Below are 18,810 nucleotides of genomic sequence, written 5' to 3'. Positions count from 1 at the left end.
TAACTGTGGCTCGTACTACCCCTATTAATCGCTACCGTAACATTGGTATCTGTGCGCACGTTGACGCGGGTAAAACCACGACAACTGAGCGTATCCTGTTCTATACAGGTGTTAACCATAAAATGGGTGAGACCCATGATGGCGCAAGTACCACTGACTGGATGGCGCAAGAACAAGAGCGCGGAATTACCATTACATCTGCTGCTGTAACAGCTTTCTGGGAAGGCTCTACTAAGCAGTTTGATCGGTACCGTGTAAACGTTATTGATACACCTGGTCACGTTGACTTCACGATTGAAGTTGAGCGTTCACTGCGTGTGCTCGATGGCGCTGTAGTTGTTTTCTGTGGTTCTTCTGGTGTTGAACCTCAGTCTGAGACTGTATGGCGTCAAGCGAACAAGTATAACGTTCCACGTGTTGTTTACGTGAACAAGCTTGACCGTCAAGGTGCAGACTTTAAGCGTGTGCTAGGTCAAATCAAGCAGCGTTTAGGTCACACTCCAGTTGCATTGCAGTTGCAAATTGGTATGGAAGAAGAGTTCGTTGGTCAAGTTGACTTAATCAGCATGAAAGCCCGTTACTGGGATGATGCTGATATGGGTCTGGTTTACCGCGAAGAAGACATTCCTGCTGATATGTTGGCTGAAGCAGAAGAGTACCGTTCGTTGCTGGTTGAAGCTGCGGCTGAGTCTAGCGAAGAGCTGATGGATAAGTACCTTGAAGGTGGTGAGTTAACCATCGATGAGATCAAGGCTGGCTTACGTGCGCGTACCATTGCTGGTGAGATCGTTCCGGCTGTTTGTGGTTCATCCTTTAAGAACAAGGGTGTACCGCTAGTGCTTGACGCCGTGATTGATTACCTGCCTGCGCCGAATGAAGTGCAAGCTATTAAAGGTGTGCATCCGGATGACGAAGAGAAAATTGATGAGCGTCCAGCAGATGATAATGGCCCGTTCTCAGCTTTGTCATTTAAGATCGCTACTGACCCCTTTGTTGGTACCTTAACTTTCGTTCGTGTTTACTCCGGCGTGCTGTCTTCGGGCGACTCGGTATTGAACTCAGTTAAAGGCAAGCGTGAGCGCGTTGGTCGTATGGTGCAAATGCACGCTAACGATCGCCAAGAAATCAAAGAAGTGCGCGCGGGTGATATCGCTGCACTGATCGGCATGAAAGATGTGACCACAGGGGATACCTTGTGCGCCATCGATAAGCCAATCATTCTTGAGCGTATGGATTTCCCAGAGCCAGTTATTTCGGTAGCTGTTGAGCCAAAAACTAAAGCTGACCAAGAAAAAATGGGTGTTGCTTTAGGTCGTTTGGCGCAAGAAGATCCATCGTTCCGCGTTAAGTCTGATGAAGAGACAGGCCAGACGATCATTTCAGGTATGGGTGAGTTGCACCTTGATATCCTGGTTGACCGTATGCGTCGTGAGTTTAACGTTGAAGCGAATATCGGTAAGCCACAAGTGGCGTACCGTGAAACGATCCGTAACTCGTGCGAGATTGAAGGCAAGTTTGTTCGTCAGTCTGGTGGTCGTGGACAGTTTGGTCATTGCTGGATTCGTTTTGCCCCTGCTGATGAAGGTCAGGAAGGTCTTGAGTTCCACAATGAAATTGTTGGCGGTGTTGTTCCTAAGGAATACATTCCAGCAATTCAAAAAGGTATCGAGGAGCAGATGAAAAACGGTATTGTTGCCGGTTATCCGCTCATCGGACTAAAAGCTACATTGTTTGATGGTTCTTACCATGATGTTGACTCAAACGAAATGGCGTTTAAGATCGCTGCTTCGATGGCAACTAAGCAGCTCGCTCAAAAGGGCGGTGCCGTTCTGCTGGAGCCAGTCATGCAAGTCGAGGTGGTAACGCCAGAAGACTACATGGGCGATGTGATGGGTGACCTGAACCGTCGTCGTGGCTTGATTCAAGGTATGGAAGATAGTCCTTCTGGAAAAGTGATTCGCGCTGAAGTGCCGCTGGGTGAGATGTTTGGTTATGCAACCGACGTTCGTTCAATGTCGCAAGGTCGTGCGAGCTACTCCATGGAGTTCTCTAAGTACTCAGAAGCGCCGGCGAATGTTGCCGATGCAATTGTTAACCAACAAGGTTAATTCAGCCCATTTAGTAAGAGGTAATATATCGTGGCTAAGGAAAAATTTGAACGTAATAAACCGCACCTGAACGTTGGTACTATTGGTCACGTTGACCATGGTAAAACCACACTGACAGCTGCACTGACCCGTGTTTGCGCCGAAGTATGGGGCGGCGAGGGTGCATCGAAAGGTTACGACCAGATCGATAACGCACCTGAAGAAAAAGCACGTGGTATCACTATTAACACGTCACACGTAGAGTACGATTCACCGACTCGTCACTACGCGCACGTTGACTGCCCGGGTCACGCTGACTACGTTAAAAACATGATTACTGGTGCTGCTCAGATGGACGGCGCTATTCTTGTTTGTTCAGCAGCTGACGGCCCTATGCCGCAGACCCGTGAGCACATCTTGCTGTCACGTCAGGTTGGTGTTCCGTACATCGTTGTATTCCTGAACAAAGCAGACATGGTTGATGACGAAGAGCTGTTAGAGCTTGTTGAAATGGAAGTGCGTGACCTGCTCAGCACTTACGATTTCCCAGGTGACGACACGCCAATCATCATTGGTTCAGCGCTGATGGCGTTGGAAGGTCGTGATGATAATGGTCACGGTACAACTGCAGTTAAAACTCTGGTAGAGACTTTAGACTCTTACATCCCAGAGCCAGTGCGTGCAATTGACTTGCCATTCTTGCTGCCAATTGAAGACGTATTCTCCATCTCAGGTCGCGGTACTGTTGTTACAGGTCGTGTTGAGCGTGGAATCGTTAAAGTTGGTGAAGAAGTAGAAATCATTGGTATCCGTGATACCGTGAAAACGACCTGTACTGGTGTTGAAATGTTCCGCAAGCTGCTTGACGAAGGTCGTGCAGGTGAGAACGTTGGTGTTCTGTTGCGTGGTACTAAGCGTGAAGATATCGAGCGTGGTCAAGTATTGGCCAAGCCTGGTTCAATCAAGCCGCACACACGTTTCGAAGCTGAAGTGTACGTATTGTCTAAAGAAGAAGGTGGACGTCACACTCCATTCTTCAAAGGCTACCGTCCGCAGTTCTACTTCCGTACAACTGACGTAACTGGCAGCTGTGAATTACCGGAAGGTATCGAAATGGTAATGCCAGGTGATAACGTTAAATTAGACGTTACCCTGATTGCACCAATCGCCATGGAAGATGGTCTGCGTTTCGCGATTCGCGAAGGCGGCCGTACCGTTGGTGCTGGTGTTGTTGCAAAAATCATCGCTTAAGTGATGACCATAGAAGAACCCTCGCTTGCGGGGGTTTTTCTTTATAGTTGACATATTATCTAGACGCCATTAGAATTGCGCCTCCTTTTATCGGGCGAGGTTCGTCTGATGGGGAAGGTAACTAAGAGTCTGAGGTCAGAATGCAAAATCAACAAATCCGTATCCGGTTGAAGGCTTTTGACCATCGCCTGATCGATCAATCAACCCAGGAAATCGTGGAAACCGCGAAACGTACTGGTGCTCAGGTGCGTGGTCCAATCCCACTGCCGACCCGTAAAGAGCGTTTTACCGTTCTGGTTTCTCCGCACGTTAACAAAGACGCGCGCGATCAGTACGAAATTCGCACTCATAAGCGTGTGTTGGACATTGTCCAGCCAACTGATAAAACAGTTGATGCGCTAATGAAGCTTGATCTTGCGGCTGGCGTGGAAGTGCAGATCAGCCTCGGCTAAAACCAGGTGGTTTTAGTCGTGTAACGCTCTGCAATGGGCGGCCATAGCGGGTGAAAGCCCCGTACACTCATGAGGTTTTAGACATGACTATAGGTGTAGTCGGTCGTAAATGCGGGATGACCCGTATTTTCACCGAAGATGGTGTCTCAATTCCGGTGACTGTTATTGAAGTCGAACCGAATCGAGTCACTCAGTTCAAAAACGAAGAAAGCGATGGTTATCGCGCTGTGCAAGTGACTGTGGGTGAGCGTCGTGCTTCCCGCGTGACTAAAGCACAAGCGGGCCATTTTGCTAAGGCTGGCGTTGCAGCTGGTCGTACAGTTCTTGAGTTTCGTCTTGAAGATGGCGAGTACCAAGCAGGGGATCAGGTCACTGTAGACTTGTTTGCCGCTGGTCAACTTGTCGACGTAACTGGCCAGACTAAAGGTAAAGGCTTTGCCGGTACCATTAAGCGCTGGAACTTCAGTGGTCAAGACAATACTCACGGTAACTCTGTATCTCACCGTGCTCCGGGTTCGATTGGTCAATGTCAAACTCCGGGTCGCGTCTTCAAAGGCAAAAAAATGTCCGGTCATATGGGCGCTGAGCGCATGACTGTGCAGTCCTTGGAAGTCGTGCGTGTCGATGCTGAGCGCAATTTGCTGTTGGTTAAGGGTGCTATTCCAGGCGCTACCGGCGGTAATGTCATTGTGCGTGCAGCGGCGAAGGCTCGCGGTTAAGAGGAGAATGCCGAAATGCAAATTAATGTAAATGGCTCCCAGGCAATCGAAGTTTGCGAGCGTACCTTTGGCGATGAGTTTAATGAAACTCTAGTACACCAAGCTGTAGTTGCTTACATGGCTGGTGGTCGTCAAGGCAGTAAGAAACAAAAGACTCGTTCAGAAGTTTCTGGTGGTGGTAAAAAACCTTGGCGTCAAAAAGGTACTGGTCGTGCCCGTGCTGGTACGATTCGTAGCCCAATCTGGCGTGGGGGCGGGGTAACATTTGCCGCGCGTCCTCAGGACCACTCACAGAAGCTAAACAAGAAAATGTATCGTGCAGCGATGCGTTCAATTTTATCTGAGTTAGTTCGTCAAGAGCGCTTAGTTGTTGTTGAAGATTTTTCTGTTGATGCCCCTAAGACCAAAGCCCTGCTGGGTAAATTAGATACTTTGGGTCTGCAAGATGTTTTGATCGTTTCAGAAAGTGTTGATCAAAATCTATACCTTGCTGCTCGCAACTTGCCGCATGTTGATGTGCGCGATGTTCAAGCGTCTGATCCAGTTAGTCTGATTGCTTATGACAAAGTCTTAATGACTGTGTCTGCAGTTAAGAAATTTGAGGAGATGCTGGGATGAACCAGGAACGCGTATTTAAAGTGCTACTTGGCCCGCACGTCTCTGAAAAGGCTACAATGCTGGCAGATGGTAAGAGCCAGTTTGTTTTTAAAGTTGCAATCGATGCAACTAAGCTTGAAGTCAAAAAGGCCGTTGAAAGCTTATTCGACGTAAAAGTAGCGAATGTAAATACTCTTAAAGCTAAGGGTAAAACTAAGCGCACTGCACGTGGATTAGGCCGTCGCAACGACTGGAAGAAAGCATATATCGCTCTTCAGCCAGGCCAGGATATCGATTTCACAAGCAGTGCTGAGTAAAATAGGGGTGCATCATGGCAATTGTTAAATGCAAACCGACTTCTGCTGGCCGTCGTTTCGTCGTCCGCGTAGTCAACAAGGAGCTTCATAAAGGCGCTCCTTACGCACCACTGCTCGAGAAAAAATCGAAGACTGGTGGTCGTAATAATAATGGACGTATTACCTCGCGTCATATTGGTGGTGGTCATAAGCAGCATTACCGTCTGGTGGATTTCCGTCGTAACAAAGATGGCATTCCAGCGACAGTAGAGCGCATTGAATATGATCCAAACCGTACAGCGCATATTGCATTATTGAAGTATGCAGACGGTGAGCGTCGTTATATTTTGGCACCTAAGGGTGTAAGTGCTGGTGAGCAGCTGATGTCGGGTGCACATGCGCCGATTAAAGCAGGTAATAGCTTACCTTTGCGCAACATTCCAGTGGGTTCCACAATTCACGGTGTTGAGCTAAAGCCAGGTAAGGGTGCGCAAATTGCTCGCTCAGCTGGTACTTCAGCGCAGCTCGTTGCTCGCGAAGGTATGTACGTGACTTTGCGTCTGCGTTCCGGTGAAATGCGTAAAGTGCTCTCTGAGTGCCGCGCAACATTGGGCGAAGTTTCGAATCATGAGCATTTCCTCCGCTCACTGGGTAAAGCAGGTGCTTCACGTTGGGCGGGTATTCGTCCATCTGTACGTGGTTCCTGTATGAACCCGATTGACCACCCACATGGTGGTGGTGAGGGTCGTACTTCTAGTGGTCGTCACCCGGTTACACCGTGGGGCAAGCCAACTAAAGGCGCGAAAACTCGTTCGAACAAGCGCACCGAGAACATGATCGTTCATCGCCGCAAATAATTAGAGGGATACGCAAGTGTCACGTTCTCTTAAGAAAGGTCCTTTTATCGATCTTCACCTTCTAAAGAAGATCGAAGTGGCGGTGGAAACGAATGATCGTAAACCAGTGAAAACTTGGTCGCGTCGTTCGATGATCCTGCCGCAGATGGTTGGTTTAACCATCGCAGTTCATAACGGTCGTCAGCATGTCCCAGTTCTAGTGAGCGAAGATATGGTCGGTCATAAACTCGGCGAATTTTCTGCTACGCGTACCTATCGTGGTCACGTTGCAGATAAGAAAGGCAGACGCTAAGGAGTCAGTAAGATGGAAGTAGCAGCTAAGTTATCAGGCGCTAACCTTTCCGCTCAGAAAGCTCGCTTGGTCGCAGACCAAATTCGCGGGATGAAAGTGGGCGAAGCGCTGAACTTATTGAATTTCAGCAGCAAAAAAGCTGCCGGAATCATCAAGAAAGTGTTGGAGTCTGCGATTGCTAACGCTGAACATAACGAAGGCGCTGACGTAGATGATTTAACAGTCTCTACAGTTTTCGTTAACGAAGGTCGTTCGCTAAAGCGCATCATGCCTCGTGCCAAAGGCCGAGCTGATCGCATCGTCAAGCGGTCTTGCCATATCACTGTCAAGGTTGCCGACAAGTAACGGAGTTGATCAGATGGGTCAGAAAGTACATCCCATTGGCATACGCCTGGGAATAGTCAAGGAACACACGTCTGTTTGGTATGCAGACCGCAAAAATTATGCGGATTACCTGAATGCCGACTTAGAAGTACGTGCGTATCTAATTGACAAATTAAAAAACGCGTCCGTTAGCCGTATCGACATTGCTCGTCCGGCTCAAACAGCACGTATCACTATTCACACTGCTCGTCCTGGTATTGTTATTGGGAAGAAAGGTGAGGATGTTGAGAAATTACGTCAGGACCTGACCAAGAAAATGGGTGTGCCTGTGCACATTAACATCGAAGAGATCCGCAAGCCGGAACTCGACAGCATGTTAGTGGCGCAGAGCGTTGCTCAGCAGCTGGAGCGTCGTGTGATGTTCCGTCGCGCTATGAAGCGTGCGGTACAGAATGCTATGCGTCTTGGTGCCAAGGGCATCAAAATCCAAGTGAGCGGTCGTCTAGGCGGTGCTGAAATCGCACGTACCGAATGGTATCGCGAAGGTCGTGTGCCCTTGCACACACTGCGCGCTGATATCGATTATGCCAACTACGAAGCTCACACCACATACGGTGTGATCGGTGTAAAGGTTTGGATCTTCAAAGGCGAGGTCATCGGTGGCCAGCATGAAGAACTAAAACCCACAGCACCTGCGCCTCGTAGAAAAGCTGCACGTTAAGGAGTACGCAAAATGTTACAACCAAAGCGTACGAAGTTCCGCAAGACGATGACAGGCCACAACCGTGGTCTGGCATTGCGCGGTAGTAAAGTGAGCTTCGGGGAATACGGTTTGAAAGCTGTTGCCCGTGGCCGCCTCACAGCACGCCAGATTGAGTCAGCACGTCGTGCTTTGACCCGTCACGTAAAACGTGGTGGTAAAATCTGGATTCGTGTGTTCCCAGACAAGCCGATTACCAAAAAACCACTCGAAGTTCGTATGGGTAAAGGTAAGGGTTCTGTTGAGTACTGGGTTTGCCAAATTCAACCTGGCAAAGTTCTGTACGAAATTGAGGGTGTGTCGGAAGAGTTAGCGCGCGAGGCATTTGCCTTGGCAGCAGCTAAATTACCGATCGCTACATCCTTTGTTAAGCGGACGGTGATGTGATGAAAGCTACCGAACTTCGTGAAAAATCAGTAGAGCAGCTGAACGAGCAATTGCTTGACCTGCTTCGTGATCAGTTCAATTTGCGTATGCAAAAAGCAACTGGCCAATTGACGCAGTCTCACCTGCTGTCGCAAGTGAAGCGTGATATTGCGCGCGTTAAGACTGTGCTAAAGCAGCAGAAGGCAGGTAATTAATCATGGCTGAAGCTCAGAAAACTGTCCGTACGTTAACCGGAATGGTTGTTAGCGATAAAATGGACAAGACAATCACTGTATTAATCGAGCGTCGCGTTAAGCACCCGATTTACGGTAAATATGTTAAGCGTTCGACTAAACTGCATGCGCATGACGAAACGAATCAGTGCCGTACTGGCGACAAGGTCACTATCAGTGAAACCCGTCCGCTAGCTAAGACTAAGTCTTGGGCGCTGGTCGAAGTCGTTGAGCGCGTGGAAGTGGTCTAAGGGCCTAGGGTCGGAGAAATTATATGATTCAGACTCAATCTATGCTCGATGTCGCTGATAACAGTGGCGCTCGTCGAGTAATGTGCATCAAGGTCCTTGGCGGTTCACACCGCCGCTATGCAGCTATCGGTGACATTATTAAGGTCACTGTGAAGGAAGCGATTCCGCGCGGCAAAGTTAAAAAAGGCCAAGTAATGACCGCTGTTGTTGTGCGTACCCGTTTTGGCGTGCGCCGTCCAGATGGTTCAATCATTCGCTTCGACGGTAATGCTGCTGTTCTATTGAACAACAAGCATGAGCCGATCGGAACTCGTATCTTCGGGCCAGTGACGCGCGAACTTCGTAACGATAAGTTTATGAAGATCGTTTCACTAGCGCCTGAAGTACTGTAAGGAGTGCCGTCATGCAAAAGATTCGTCGTAACGACGAGATCATCGTCATCGCCGGCAAGGATAAAGGCAAACGTGGTAAGGTGCAGAGCGTATTGGCCGACAACCGTGTGGTTGTAACAGGTATCAATATGGTTAAGCGTCATACCAAGCCTAATCCGATGTCCGGAGTTCAGGGCGGTATCGTCGAAAAAGAAGCGCCGTTAAATGCTTCTAACGTGGCTATTTTCAATGCTGAAACCAACAAGGCAGATCGCGTTGGCTTTAAAGTTGAAGATGGCAAGAAAATTCGTGTCTTCAAGTCAACCAATAAACCGGTTGAAGCTTGAGGCTGCTAGGTAGATCACCATGGCACGACTGAAAAGTATATATCGGGACGAACTTGTTCCACAGCTGAAGGAAGAACTGAAGCTGGCGAACGTAATGGAAGTTCCGCGTGTAACGAAAATTACACTGAATATGGGTCTAGGCGAAGCAGTGACCGATAAGAAAGTTATCGAGCACGCAGTCTCAGACTTAGAAAAAATCACTGGCCAGAAGCCCGTAGTTACTTATGCGCGCAAATCTATCGCGGGTTTTAAAATCCGTGAAGAGTGGCCGATTGGGGTTAAAGTTACGTTACGTAACGAAATTATGTATGAGTTCCTGGATCGTTTGCTTTCGATCTCCCTGCCACGGATGCGTGACTTCCGTGGGCTGAATGCTAAGTCTTTTGACGGACGTGGCAACTACAGCATGGGTGTTAAAGAGCAAATTATTTTCCCGGAAATTGATTACGATAAGATCGATGTGCTACGTGGTCTGGATATTACTCTGACCACCTCAGCTCGTAACGACGAAGAAGGCCGTGCTTTATTGCGTGCTTTCAAATTCCCTTTCCGTAACTGAGGGTTAGCACATGGCTAAGAAGAGCATGATCAACCGTGAGCTGAAGCGTCAGCAAACGGTAGCAAAGTTCGCTGAAAAGCGTGCGGCGCTAAAAGCTATCATTGCCAATCCGGCTTCCAGCGATGAAGAACGTTGGGATGCCCAGGTTGCATTGCAAAAGCAACCACGTGATGCAAGCCGTTCGCGTCTGCGTAATCGCTGCCGCATCACGGGTCGCCCACATGGTGTATACCGCAAATTCGGCTTAAGCCGTATCAAATTGCGTGAAGCTGCAATGCGAGGCGATGTACCAGGTTTGGTTAAGTCCAGCTGGTAAGAAAAACAGCATTAACTACTGTTATTTGCTGAAAAACGAATCAAGCTCCTTATGGGGCTTGATTTGTTTGTGCTTTACCAATTAGAATGTCTGGCTCGCAGAGTCTTTGTATTTAATTGTTTTGCGATAGTGGCCGTAAAGGTCTTTTTATTTATGTATCAGGAGATACAAGCCCATGAGTATGCAGGACCCGTTGTCAGATATGCTGACTCGAATCCGTAATGCCCAGATGGCTGAAAAGTCTGTTGTAACTATGCCTTCTTCAACGCTTAAGCAATCAGTTGCAAGCGTTTTAAAGAGCGAAGGTTACATTGCAGATTTTCAGATCAGCAGCGATGTTAAACCGCAGTTGACCATCGAATTGAAATACTTTGAAGGTCGTCCGGTCATCGAAGAAATCAAACGTGTTAGTCGCCCTGGTTTACGCCAGTACAATGCGGCTAATGATCTGCCAAAGGTTCGTGCAGGTTTAGGTGTAGCAATCGTATCCACCAACAAAGGTGTGATGAGTGATCGTGCTGCCCGTGCTGCCGGAATCGGTGGCGAAGTTCTTTGTAGCGTATTCTAAGGGAGATAAGCATGTCTCGCATTGCTAAGAATCCCGTCACGCTACCAGCCGGTGTTGAGCTAAAACTCGCTGGCCAAGAGCTTTCGGTGAAGGGTGCTAAAGGTGCCCTAGAGTTGACTGTGCATTCTTCAGTTGAAGTAAGCCAAGAAGGCAGCGAAATTCGTTTTGCCGCCCGTCATGGTGATCAACAGTCTAAAGCTATGGCCGGTACTACCCGTGCTTTAGTGAACAACATGGTGACTGGTGTTAGCCAGGGTTTTGAGCGTAAGTTGCAACTTGTTGGTGTGGGCTATCGTGCTCAAGCCAAAGGACCAATTTTGTCTTTAGCTCTTGGTTTCTCGCATCCTGTTGAATATGAATTGCCTGAAGGTGTGACGGCTGAAACGCCAAGCGCTACCGATATCGTTATTCGTGGTATCGACAAGCAAGTTTTGGGTCAGGTAGCTGCCGAAATTCGTCAGTTCCGCCGTCCAGAACCATACAAAGGTAAAGGTGTGCGCTACGCTGAAGAAGTTGTGCGCCGCAAAGAAGCTAAGAAGAAGTAGGGCTAGCAAATGAACGACAAGAAAGTTTCAAGACTGCGTCGCTCTCGCAAAGCACGTCTGAAGATGAACGAGTTACAAGTTACTCGTCTTTGCGTGTTTCGCTCTTCGCAGCATATTTACGCCCAGGTCATTTCGGCCGACGGCGGCAAAGTATTAGTTTCGGCTTCTACTTTGGATTCGCAACTGCGCGGTGAGGCCACTGGCAACATCGAAGCAGCCAAAAAAGTAGGCCAGCTGGTCGCCGAGCGTGCGAAAGCCGCTGGAGTTGCCAAAGTGGCTTTTGACCGTTCTGGCTTCAAGTACCATGGCCGTGTGAAAGCACTGGCTGATGCTGCTCGTGAAGGCGGGCTGGAGTTTTAAGTTATGGCAAATCACGAGCAAAAACGCGATAACCGCGACGCTGGCCGCGATGAGGGCTACATCGAGAAATTGGTGCAAGTCAACCGTGTAGCTAAGACCGTTAAAGGTGGTCGTATTTTCACTTTCACAGCACTGAGTGTTGTCGGTGATGGTAAAGGCCGTGTTGGCTTTGGCCGCGGTAAATCACGCGAAGTTCCAGCAGCAATTCAAAAAGCTATGGAAGCAGCGCGTCGCAATATGATTCAGGTTGATTTAAATGGTGTTACTTTACAGTACCCAATTAAAGCTGTGCATGGCGCTTCACGCGTATTTATGCAGCCTGCTTCAGAAGGTACTGGCGTAATTGCCGGTGGTGCGATGCGTGCAGTTTTAGAGGTTGCAGGTGTTCAGGACGTACTAGCCAAGTGCTATGGTTCGACCAACCCAGTTAACGTTGTATATGCAACGTTTAAAGGTTTGAAGACTATGCAGTCACCTGATTCAGTTGCTGCTAAGCGTGGCAAAAGCGTCGAGGAGATTCTTTAACCATGTCTCAAGCAACCGTTAAAGTGACTCTTGTTAAGAGCACGATCGGCCGTTTGGCTAATCACAAGGCTTGTGTGCGCGGCTTAGGTCTGCGCCGTATTGGTCACACTGTTGAGGTTCTGGATACTCCAGAAAATCGCGGCATGATCAACACAGCTTATTACTTGCTCCGAGTGGAGGGCTGATCCATGCAATTGAACAATTTGTGTTCTGCACCAGGTGCCCGTCGCGAAAAGCTTCGCGTAGGCCGTGGTATTGGTAGTGGCTCGGGTAAAACAGCTGGACGTGGTCATAAAGGTTTGTCTTCACGTTCCGGTGGTAAAGTTGCTCCGGGTTTTGAGGGTGGTCAACAGCCAATCTACAAGCGTCTGCCTAAGTTTGGTTTCACGTCATTAAAAGCTATGGATCGCGCAGAAGTTCGTACTTCTGAGTTGGCTCTAGTGGATGGTGATGTGGTATCAGTGCAGTCTCTTAAAGATGCCAATATCATTGGTTTGCATGTAAAGCGCGTTAAAGTCATGCTGTCTGGTGACGTTACTCGCGCAGTTACTTTGCAGGGCATTGGGGTCACTAAAGGTGCCCGTAGTGCAATCGAAGCAGCTGGCGGAAAAATCGAGGAATAAATGGCTAAGCAAGGTTCTCTCTCTGCAGTGGGCGGTGGTGGTTTGTCTGAATTGTGGGCACGTTTACGCTTCCTGTTCATGGCAATAGTTGTCTACCGTATTGGTGCACATATTCCTGTTCCAGGAATCAACCCCGATCGGCTCGCTGACCTGTTTCGACAGAATGAGGGAACTATTCTCAGCCTGTTCAACATGTTCTCTGGTGGTGCGCTCGAGCGTATGAGTATCTTCGCGCTTGGTATCATGCCGTATATTTCGGCGTCGATTATCATGCAGTTGATGACCGCTGTGAGCCCTCATCTGGAACAATTGAAGAAAGAAGGTGAGTCTGGTCGTCGTAAGATAAGCCAGTACACCCGATACGGCACCTTGTTGCTGGCATTTGTACAAGCAATCGGTATGTCCGTGGGCTTGGCCAGTCAAGGTGTTGCTTTTGCAACTGACTTTAACTTCTATTTCGTTGCTATCACCACCTTTGTGGCCGGTGCAATGTTTATGATGTGGTTAGGTGAGCAAATTACCGAGCGCGGTGTAGGTAACGGCATTTCAATGCTGATTTTTGCCGGTATCGTTGCTGGGTTGCCTTCTGCAATTGGTCAGTCTTTCGAGTCTGCCCGTCAAGGCGATATTAATATTTTCGCTTTGATTGCTATTGGTATTCTTGCTGTTGCAATCATTGGGTTTGTGGTCTTTATTGAGCGTGGTCAGCGTCGTATTGCTGTGCACTATGCTAAGCGCCAACAGGGTCGCAAAGTATTTGCTGCGCAAACCAGTCACTTGCCTTTGAAAGTGAATATGGCCGGTGTGATTCCTGCTATTTTCGCCAGTAGTATCTTGTTGTTCCCGGCGTCTCTTGGCCAGTGGTTTGGCCAGTCAGAGAGCATGTCGTGGCTTGCTGATGTTTCGCAAGCGCTGGCACCAGGGCAGCCGTTAAACATTATATTGTTTAGTGCAGGGATTATTTTCTTCTGCTTCTTCTATACAGCATTGATGTTTAACCCTAAAGATGTTGCTGAAAACCTGAAAAAATCCGGTGCGTTTATTCCGGGTATCCGTCCGGGTGAACAGTCAGCACGCTACATTGATAGTGTGTTAACTCGTTTGACCGCGTTTGGTGCCTTGTACATGACGGCTGTGTGTTTGTTACCGCAATTTTTGGTTGTGGCAGCAAATGTGCCGTTTTATCTCGGCGGGACGTCGCTATTGATCGTTGTTGTGGTTGTAATGGACTTCATGGCTCAAGTACAATCACACCTCGTTTCTAACCAGTACGACTCCCTGATGAAAAAATCCAACCTGAAGAGTTACGGTAGCGGTTTAATGCGCTAAGAGTTCTTTAGGCTATAGGAGTTAATGATGAAAGTTCGTGCATCGGTTAAAAAGCTTTGCCGCAACTGTAAGATCGTACGCCGTGAAGGTGTCATTCGCGTGATCTGCAAAGCGGAACCACGTCACAAGCAGCGCCAAGGCTAATTGTGTTGTGTCATGAACCGAACAGCTAGTGCGCTGTTCGGTTGAATAATAGTTATACAGCATTGGTTCTTGCTTTCGATCTTGGCTTCCTGAAAGTAAGTCGCTGTCAATTGGAGTTACACTGAATGGCCCGTATTGCAGGCGTTAACATTCCGGATAACAAGCATACTGTTATCTCGCTGACCTATATCTATGGTATTGGTCGGACAACTGCGCAAAAGATTTGCGCTGCTACTGGAGTTAATCCAGCAGCAAAGCTTCAAGATCTCTCTGATGAGCAGGTCGAGCAGTTGCGTGGCGAAGTTGCAAAACTTCATACAGAAGGTGACTTACGCCGCGAAATCAACATGAACATCAAGCGCTTGATGGACTTAGGTTGCTACCGTGGCTTACGTCACCGTCGTAGCTTACCGCTCCGTGGTCAGCGTACCAAAACCAACGCACGTACCCGTAAAGGCCCACGTAAGCCGATCCGTAGGTAATCCGTATTGGTTCTAGATAGGAATTTGATTAATGGCTAAAGCAGCTGCTCGTCCTCGTAAAAAAGTTAAAAAGACAGTTGTAGATGGCATCGCCCATGTACACGCATCTTTTAACAACACAATTATCACAATTACAGACCGTCAGGGTAATGCTCTGTCATGGGCTACCTCAGGTGGTTCTGGTTTCCGCGGTTCGCGTAAAAGCACACCGTTTGCTGCGCAAGTTGCAGCAGAGCGTGCTGGTCAAGCGGCTCTGGAATATGGTTTGAAAAATTTAGATGTCAACGTCAAGGGCCCTGGTCCTGGTCGTGAATCAGCAGTCCGCGCCTTGAATGGTTGTGGTTATAAAATCGCAAGCATCACCGACGTGACGCCCATCCCACATAACGGATGCCGCCCGCCGAAAAAGCGCCGCGTGTAAATTAGGAGACAGTCAAAAATGGCTCGTTACATTGGTCCCAAATGCAAACTGTCCCGTCGTGAAGGTACAGACCTCTTCTTGAAGAGTGGTTCACGCGCGATTGAATCTAAATGCAACATTGAATCAGCACCTGGCCAGCATGGTCAGCGTCGCACTCGTTTATCCGAGTACGGTACTCAGCTGCGTGAAAAGCAAAAAGTTCGCCGCATGTATGGCGTCCTTGAGCGTCAGTTCGCCAGCTACTATAAAGAAGCAGCGCGCCGTAAAGGTGCAACCGGTGAAAACCTGCTGCAGCTTTTAGAGGCTCGTTTGGATAACGTCGTATACCGTATGGGTTATGGTTCTACACGTGCAGAGTCACGTCAGTTGGTATCGCACAAGTCGATTACCATCAATGGCAAGACTGTCAACATTCCTTCATATCAGGTTCAGCCTGGTGATGTTGTAGCGGTACGTGAAAAGTCCAAAAACCAATTACGTATTTCCCAGGCTCTCGAGTTGTGCACCCAACGTGGTCGCGTCGAGTGGGTTGATGTAGATGCAGAGAAAAAGTCAGGTGTGTTCAAAAGCATTCCTGAGCGCAGTGATCTGTCAGCCGACATCAACGAAAGCCTGATTGTCGAGCTCTACTCCAAGTAAGGGCTAGAAAATAGGTGTATCCATGCAGATTTCGGTAAATGAGTTCCTGACCCCTCGTCAAATTAACGTTGACATGGTCAGTCCGACCCGCGCCAAAATCACGCTTGAGCCTCTCGAGCGTGGATTTGGACATACTTTGGGCAACGCGCTACGGCGTATATTGTTGTCTTCAATGCCTGGCTGTGCTGTCGTCGAAGTTGAAATCGACGGCGTATTGCACGAGTACAGTGCTATTGAAGGGGTTCAAGAAGATGTCATTGAGATTCTTCTTAACCTGAAAGGCCTTGCAGTTATTTTGCACGGTCGTGACGAAGCCACGTTAACTCTGAGCAAAAAAGGGCCGGGCGTGGTGACTGCTGCCGATATTAAGCTGGATCATGATGTGGAAATCGTCAATGGCGACCACGTGATTGCCAATCTGGCTGACAAGGGCGCATTGAATATGAAGCTGCGTATTGCACGTGGCCGTGGCTATGAATCAGCGGATTCTCGTTTTACTGACGAAGATGAAACTCGTAGCATTGGTCGTTTGCAAATCGATTCATTATTCAGCCCTGTTCGTCGTGTTGCATACGTGGTGGAAAACGCCCGTGTTGAGCAGCGTACTAACTTGGACAAACTGATCATTGATCTTGAAACCAATGGCACCCTTGACCCTGAAGAAGCGATTCGTCGCAGTGCAACAATTCTGCAACATCAGTTAGCAGCATTCGTTGATCTTCAGAGTGAAGTAGAGCAGGTTGAAGAGAAGCCGGAAGATGAGATTGATCCAATCTTGTTGCGTCCGGTTGATGATTTAGAGTTGACTGTGCGTTCGGCAAACTGCCTCAAAGCAGAAAGCATTTACTACATTGGTGATCTGATTCAGCGCACCGAAGTAGAATTGTTAAAAACACCGAACTTGGGTAAAAAATCCCTGACTGAAATCAAGGATGTTTTAGCCTCGCGTGGTCTGTCCCTCGGTATGCGCCTTGATAACTGGCCGCCGGCAAGTTTGAAGAAAGACGATAAGGCTACGGCCTGATCGCCATTTATCACCGAACCGAAGAGTTTGGTAAGGAATTGAATCATGCGTCATCGTAAAAGTGGCCGTCACCTAAGCCGTACCAGCGCCCACCGCAAGGCTATGTTTCAAAACATGGCAGTGTCGCTGTTCGAGCATGAACTGATTAAAACTACTTTGCCTAAAGCCAAAGAACTGCGCCGCGTTGCTGAGCCGTTAATTACTTTAGCTAAAGAAGATAGCGTTGCTAACCGTCGTTTAGCATTTGACCGTACTCGCTCGAAAGAAGCAGTGGGTAAATTGTTCAATGATTTAGGTAAGCGTTATGCAACTCGTCAAGGCGGATACCTGCGCATTTTAAAATGCGGTTTCCGTGCTGGCGATAACGCCCCTATGGCTTATGTTGAGCTGGTTGACCGTCCGGTCGCTGGTGAAGTAGAAGTCGCAGAGTAAGCTATATCGCAGTTCAAAAAAACCGAGCCTAGTGCTCGGTTTTTTTATGCCTGTATTTTGTATAGTAATAAACTATCGTCGAGTTTTGAGAATTACATTAGGTAGCTGTTACTTTTTTCGCTAGTCTTGTGCTGAGTCTACTTACCTATCAAGCAGCAGGAGAAATACCATGACTGACAAGCCGAAACTTACATCTGTTTCAGGATGTCCGATTGCTAATAACCAAGACAGTTTAACTGCAGGCTCTCGTGGACCAATGTTGTTGCAAGACGTTTGGTTTTTGGAAAAACTGGCACACTTCGATCGCGAAGTGATTCCTGAGCGCCGCATGCATGCTAAAGGTTCTGGTGCCTTTGGTAGTTTCACCGTGACCCATGATATTACTCAATACAGCAAAGCGGCTTTGTTCAGCGAAGTGGGCAAGCAAACCGATATGTTTGTGCGCTTCTCCACGGTAGCGGGTGAGCGCGGCGCTGCTGATGCTGAGCGTGATATTCGTGGTTTTGCCATGCGTTTTTATACTGAGCAAGGTAACTGGGATTTAGTGGGTAACAACACCCCGGTATTCTTCTTCCGTGATCCACTTAAGTTCCCTGATCTTAACCACGCGGTGAAGCGTGATCCGCGCACTAATATGCGCAGTCCGACCAATAACTGGGACTTCTGGACCGGTCTCCCTGAAGCGCTGCACCAGGTGACGATCTTGATGAGTGATCGCGGTATTCCTGCATCCTTCCGGCATATGCATGGTTTTGGCTCGCATACCTTTAGTTTTATTAATGCTGATAACGAGCGTTACTGGGTCAAGTTCCATTTTAAAACTCAGCAGGGGATTAAAAACCTCACTGACCAAGAAGCCGCTGAGTTAGTGGGTATGGATCGTGAAAGTTCACAGCGTGACTTATATGAAGCCATTGAAGGTGGGGACTTCCCGCGCTGGACCATGTACGTACAAATCATGCCGGAAGCCGATGCAGCTAAAGTGCCGTATCATCCCTTTGACCTGACCAAGATTTGGCCCAAAGGTGATTACCCCCTGATTGAGGTGGGTTACTTTGAGCTCAATAAAAACCCAGAGAACTACTTTGCTGACGTTGAGCAGGCGGCCTTTAACCCAGCGCATATTGTCCCGGGCATTAGCTTCTCGCCGGACCGCATGCTGCAGGGGCGCTTGTTTTCCTATGGTGATGCCCAGCGTTACCGTTTAGGCGTCAATCACTATCAAATTCCGGTGAACACCCCCCGTTGCCCATACCACAACTACCACCGTGATGGTGCGATGCGCGTGGACGGCAATCAAGGCAGTCGCTTGCATTATGAGCCTAACAGCCAGGGTGAGTGGCAAGAGCAGCCTGATTTCTCAGAGCCACCATTGGCTTTAGAGGGTGCTGCTGATCGCTTTGATTATTGGCAAGATGAGCCGGATTATTTTACTCAGCCGGGCAATCTGTTCCGTTTATTGAGTGCCGCGGAGCAACAAGTGTTGTTTGAAAATACAGCGCGTAATATGAATGGCGTACCAGATGAGATCAAGATGAAGCACATCTGTCACTGTATGCAGGCTGATCCTGCCTACGGTGCTGGGGTTGCTAAGGCATTAGGTCTGGAGTTGCCGAAGTAAGCTGTAACAGCATTACAAG

Annotated in this window: 31 protein-coding genes; all 31 read left to right on the top strand. The window is 48.5% G+C overall.

Features of this window, described 5'->3' with window-relative positions; translation table 11 throughout:
- Nucleotides 1-5 precede the first annotated feature (5 nt).
- The 31 genes from fusA (at nucleotide 6) to O6P33_RS00640 (ending at nucleotide 18,791) form a co-directional block, all read left to right on the top strand.
- The gene (fusA, locus tag O6P33_RS00790) at nucleotides 6-2,108 is read left to right on the top strand and encodes an elongation factor G (RefSeq protein ID WP_269818365.1); all 2,103 of its coding nucleotides are present in this window, start codon (nucleotides 6-8) and stop codon (nucleotides 2,106-2,108) included.
- A 30-nt stretch (nucleotides 2,109-2,138) separates the two neighbouring features.
- Entirely contained in the window at nucleotides 2,139-3,338 is a 1,200-nt protein-coding gene (tuf, locus tag O6P33_RS00785) for an elongation factor Tu (protein ID WP_269818364.1), read from the top strand.
- A 140-nt stretch (nucleotides 3,339-3,478) separates the two neighbouring features.
- The gene (gene rpsJ / locus O6P33_RS00780; protein WP_003186070.1) at nucleotides 3,479-3,790 is read left to right on the top strand and encodes a 30S ribosomal protein S10; all 312 of its coding nucleotides are present in this window, start codon (nucleotides 3,479-3,481) and stop codon (nucleotides 3,788-3,790) included.
- 83 nt (nucleotides 3,791-3,873) lie between these two features.
- Complete coding sequence (gene rplC / locus O6P33_RS00775; RefSeq protein WP_269818363.1) at nucleotides 3,874-4,509, top strand: 50S ribosomal protein L3; 636 nt, start codon at nucleotides 3,874-3,876, stop codon at nucleotides 4,507-4,509.
- Between the two features lie 15 nt (nucleotides 4,510-4,524).
- A complete protein-coding gene (gene rplD / locus O6P33_RS00770) occupies nucleotides 4,525-5,127 on the top strand; it encodes a 50S ribosomal protein L4 (protein ID WP_269818362.1) in 603 nt (200 codons plus the stop codon).
- Nucleotides 5,124-5,423 (top strand): 50S ribosomal protein L23, encoded by a 300-nt coding sequence (rplW, locus tag O6P33_RS00765; RefSeq protein WP_022965456.1) that lies wholly within the window; start codon nucleotides 5,124-5,126, stop codon nucleotides 5,421-5,423. The genes rplD and rplW overlap by 4 nt, the downstream gene beginning before the upstream one ends.
- Nucleotides 5,424-5,437: 14 nt before the next feature.
- Nucleotides 5,438-6,259, top strand: a complete 822-nt coding sequence (rplB, locus tag O6P33_RS00760) for a 50S ribosomal protein L2 (RefSeq protein ID WP_269818361.1) — start codon at nucleotides 5,438-5,440, stop codon at nucleotides 6,257-6,259.
- 16 nt (nucleotides 6,260-6,275) lie between these two features.
- On the top strand, nucleotides 6,276-6,551 hold the full coding sequence (gene rpsS / locus O6P33_RS00755) for a 30S ribosomal protein S19 (protein ID WP_269818360.1): 276 nt from the start codon (nucleotides 6,276-6,278) through the stop codon (nucleotides 6,549-6,551).
- Between the two features lie 12 nt (nucleotides 6,552-6,563).
- A complete protein-coding gene (rplV, locus tag O6P33_RS00750; RefSeq protein ID WP_269818359.1) occupies nucleotides 6,564-6,896 on the top strand; it encodes a 50S ribosomal protein L22 in 333 nt (110 codons plus the stop codon).
- A 13-nt stretch (nucleotides 6,897-6,909) separates the two neighbouring features.
- Nucleotides 6,910-7,596, top strand: a complete 687-nt coding sequence (rpsC, locus tag O6P33_RS00745; RefSeq protein ID WP_269818357.1) for a 30S ribosomal protein S3 — start codon at nucleotides 6,910-6,912, stop codon at nucleotides 7,594-7,596.
- 12 nt (nucleotides 7,597-7,608) lie between these two features.
- A complete protein-coding gene (gene rplP, locus O6P33_RS00740) occupies nucleotides 7,609-8,022 on the top strand; it encodes a 50S ribosomal protein L16 (protein ID WP_269818356.1) in 414 nt (137 codons plus the stop codon).
- Nucleotides 8,022-8,216: a 50S ribosomal protein L29 gene (rpmC, locus tag O6P33_RS00735; RefSeq protein WP_022965450.1), complete on the top strand. Its 195-nt coding sequence runs from the start codon at nucleotides 8,022-8,024 to the stop codon at nucleotides 8,214-8,216. The genes rplP and rpmC overlap by 1 nt, the downstream gene beginning before the upstream one ends.
- Nucleotides 8,217-8,218: 2 nt before the next feature.
- Nucleotides 8,219-8,485 (top strand): 30S ribosomal protein S17, encoded by a 267-nt coding sequence (gene rpsQ / locus O6P33_RS00730; RefSeq protein WP_269818355.1) that lies wholly within the window; start codon nucleotides 8,219-8,221, stop codon nucleotides 8,483-8,485.
- Nucleotides 8,486-8,508: 23 nt separating this feature from the next.
- Entirely contained in the window at nucleotides 8,509-8,877 is a 369-nt protein-coding gene (rplN, locus tag O6P33_RS00725; RefSeq protein ID WP_269818354.1) for a 50S ribosomal protein L14, read from the top strand.
- Nucleotides 8,878-8,888: 11 nt separating this feature from the next.
- Entirely contained in the window at nucleotides 8,889-9,203 is a 315-nt protein-coding gene (rplX, locus tag O6P33_RS00720; RefSeq protein WP_269818353.1) for a 50S ribosomal protein L24, read from the top strand.
- Between the two features lie 19 nt (nucleotides 9,204-9,222).
- Nucleotides 9,223-9,762 carry a 50S ribosomal protein L5 gene (rplE, locus tag O6P33_RS00715; RefSeq protein WP_269818352.1) on the top strand — a complete coding sequence of 180 codons (540 nt, stop codon included), beginning with the start codon at nucleotides 9,223-9,225 and terminating at the stop codon, nucleotides 9,760-9,762.
- A 10-nt stretch (nucleotides 9,763-9,772) separates the two neighbouring features.
- Nucleotides 9,773-10,078, top strand: a complete 306-nt coding sequence (rpsN, locus tag O6P33_RS00710) for a 30S ribosomal protein S14 (protein ID WP_269818351.1) — start codon at nucleotides 9,773-9,775, stop codon at nucleotides 10,076-10,078.
- 175 nt (nucleotides 10,079-10,253) lie between these two features.
- Nucleotides 10,254-10,646: a 30S ribosomal protein S8 gene (gene rpsH / locus O6P33_RS00705; RefSeq protein ID WP_269818350.1), complete on the top strand. Its 393-nt coding sequence runs from the start codon at nucleotides 10,254-10,256 to the stop codon at nucleotides 10,644-10,646.
- An 11-nt stretch (nucleotides 10,647-10,657) separates the two neighbouring features.
- Nucleotides 10,658-11,191: a 50S ribosomal protein L6 gene (gene rplF, locus O6P33_RS00700; RefSeq protein WP_269818349.1), complete on the top strand. Its 534-nt coding sequence runs from the start codon at nucleotides 10,658-10,660 to the stop codon at nucleotides 11,189-11,191.
- A 9-nt stretch (nucleotides 11,192-11,200) separates the two neighbouring features.
- Nucleotides 11,201-11,551 (top strand): 50S ribosomal protein L18, encoded by a 351-nt coding sequence (gene rplR, locus O6P33_RS00695; protein ID WP_269818348.1) that lies wholly within the window; start codon nucleotides 11,201-11,203, stop codon nucleotides 11,549-11,551.
- A 3-nt stretch (nucleotides 11,552-11,554) separates the two neighbouring features.
- Nucleotides 11,555-12,076 (top strand): 30S ribosomal protein S5, encoded by a 522-nt coding sequence (gene rpsE, locus O6P33_RS00690; RefSeq protein WP_269818347.1) that lies wholly within the window; start codon nucleotides 11,555-11,557, stop codon nucleotides 12,074-12,076.
- Between the two features lie 2 nt (nucleotides 12,077-12,078).
- Nucleotides 12,079-12,261: a 50S ribosomal protein L30 gene (gene rpmD / locus O6P33_RS00685; protein ID WP_151185454.1), complete on the top strand. Its 183-nt coding sequence runs from the start codon at nucleotides 12,079-12,081 to the stop codon at nucleotides 12,259-12,261.
- 3 nt (nucleotides 12,262-12,264) lie between these two features.
- Nucleotides 12,265-12,699, top strand: a complete 435-nt coding sequence (rplO, locus tag O6P33_RS00680) for a 50S ribosomal protein L15 (RefSeq protein WP_269818346.1) — start codon at nucleotides 12,265-12,267, stop codon at nucleotides 12,697-12,699.
- Complete coding sequence (gene secY, locus O6P33_RS00675; RefSeq protein ID WP_269818345.1) at nucleotides 12,700-14,028, top strand: preprotein translocase subunit SecY; 1,329 nt, start codon at nucleotides 12,700-12,702, stop codon at nucleotides 14,026-14,028.
- Nucleotides 14,029-14,055: 27 nt separating this feature from the next.
- On the top strand, nucleotides 14,056-14,172 hold the full coding sequence (gene rpmJ, locus O6P33_RS00670; protein WP_151185451.1) for a 50S ribosomal protein L36: 117 nt from the start codon (nucleotides 14,056-14,058) through the stop codon (nucleotides 14,170-14,172).
- A gap of 125 nt (nucleotides 14,173-14,297) precedes the next feature.
- Nucleotides 14,298-14,654 (top strand): 30S ribosomal protein S13, encoded by a 357-nt coding sequence (rpsM, locus tag O6P33_RS00665; RefSeq protein WP_269818344.1) that lies wholly within the window; start codon nucleotides 14,298-14,300, stop codon nucleotides 14,652-14,654.
- 31 nt (nucleotides 14,655-14,685) lie between these two features.
- Nucleotides 14,686-15,075, top strand: coding sequence for a 30S ribosomal protein S11 (gene rpsK / locus O6P33_RS00660; RefSeq protein ID WP_269818343.1), 390 nt, complete (start codon nucleotides 14,686-14,688; stop codon nucleotides 15,073-15,075).
- An 18-nt stretch (nucleotides 15,076-15,093) separates the two neighbouring features.
- On the top strand, nucleotides 15,094-15,714 hold the full coding sequence (gene rpsD / locus O6P33_RS00655; RefSeq protein WP_269818342.1) for a 30S ribosomal protein S4: 621 nt from the start codon (nucleotides 15,094-15,096) through the stop codon (nucleotides 15,712-15,714).
- A gap of 22 nt (nucleotides 15,715-15,736) precedes the next feature.
- The gene (locus O6P33_RS00650) at nucleotides 15,737-16,738 is read left to right on the top strand and encodes a DNA-directed RNA polymerase subunit alpha (protein ID WP_269818341.1); all 1,002 of its coding nucleotides are present in this window, start codon (nucleotides 15,737-15,739) and stop codon (nucleotides 16,736-16,738) included.
- Between the two features lie 45 nt (nucleotides 16,739-16,783).
- Complete coding sequence (gene rplQ / locus O6P33_RS00645; protein WP_269818340.1) at nucleotides 16,784-17,170, top strand: 50S ribosomal protein L17; 387 nt, start codon at nucleotides 16,784-16,786, stop codon at nucleotides 17,168-17,170.
- A 169-nt stretch (nucleotides 17,171-17,339) separates the two neighbouring features.
- Complete coding sequence (locus O6P33_RS00640; protein ID WP_269818339.1) at nucleotides 17,340-18,791, top strand: catalase; 1,452 nt, start codon at nucleotides 17,340-17,342, stop codon at nucleotides 18,789-18,791.
- Nucleotides 18,792-18,810: the final 19 nt, after the last annotated feature.

This window comes from Denitrificimonas caeni (assembly GCF_027498055.1).
Classification (GTDB): Bacteria; Pseudomonadota; Gammaproteobacteria; order Pseudomonadales; family Pseudomonadaceae; genus Denitrificimonas.
The sequence above is the reverse complement of the archived record's forward strand: the minus strand, read 5'-3'. Positions and strand labels throughout refer to the sequence as shown.